Genomic DNA, 1,006 nt, shown 5'->3' with positions numbered 1-1,006 from the left:
CGCACCAAGTCGCGCCGTTGCCGTAATGGGTGAAGTCGTTCGTCCAGGTCGAATCGAATGGTCGGATGAAATGGACCTCATTGATTTGCTGGCTCACGTTGGCGGCCCGACTCGCCGTGCCGACACCTCCAAAATTGAAGTGGCCAACAACGGTCAAATGACGAATTTCGATTTAGACCAGTACATTTTAGATGGTTCGCCAGCGTCTAACTTGCCACGCGTTTCTGCCGGCACGGTCGTGCGCGTTCATGCACTGCCAGATGACCCTTCCGACAACAAATCTCAATGGGTCAGCCAAAGCTCAGACGCGTCCATTTACGTGTTTGGTCAAATCAACGCACCTGGTCGCTATCGCTTCACGGACGAAATGCACTTTCTCGATATTCTTTCGGCCGCCGACGGCCCGACTATGGATGCCGATATCCACAATATTCGCGTGACTCATCGCGGTTTAGGCTACGCAAAAGTGAGCAAATTAAATCTGTCGATGTATTTTGAAACGGGAGATGAATCTATCCTGCCAGACGTGCGCCCTGGCGACACTATTTACATTCCGGAGAAAAACAAAAACTGGCTCGACCGTTCTAAAGAATCCACCGTGCGCGTACTGGGTGAAGTACGAGATCCGGGACGCTACGTATTCAACGACAACATGACGGTTTTAGACTTATTGGCAGAAGCTGGCGGCCCAACAAACAGCGCTTATCTTGAGAAAATTAGCATCGTCAATATGTCATGCTGCCAAGGCCAAGCGCGAACGTTCGACCTCGTAAACTTCAGCAAAACCGCCAACATTTACGATCTGCCTGTCATTCGAGCTGGGGATACGATTTACATTCCTCATAAAGATGAAAGCTTTGCAGAAAAAGCGCGCGCTGGTTTGAGAGACATTCTTCAAATCACCACCACCATCGTGTTAATAGGAGCGCTGTAATGACCATTCCTGCGACTCATGCCGAAATCGAGCAAATCTATCTGCAAAGTGAACAAAAGGGTCACAGATCGA

Annotated in this window: 1 protein-coding gene and 1 pseudogene; both read left to right on the top strand. The window is 49.7% G+C overall.

Annotation, left to right across the window (positions count from 1 at the left end):
- The coding region (locus R8N46_RS25680; protein WP_318189839.1) for an SLBB domain-containing protein at nt 1-934 on the top strand (934 nt) is incomplete at its 5' end.
- Nucleotides 934-1,006: pseudogene (locus tag R8N46_RS25675) on the top strand (chromosome partitioning protein ParA); the annotation flags it as partial. The gene R8N46_RS25680 and the pseudogene R8N46_RS25675, both read left to right, overlap by 1 nt.

Origin of the sequence: Vibrio sp. 1874 (assembly GCF_033344395.1) — a bacterium.
GTDB lineage: Bacteria > Pseudomonadota > Gammaproteobacteria > Enterobacterales > Vibrionaceae > Vibrio > Vibrio alginolyticus.
Note: the sequence above shows the minus strand (reverse complement) of the source record. Positions and strands in the feature narration are given on the sequence as shown.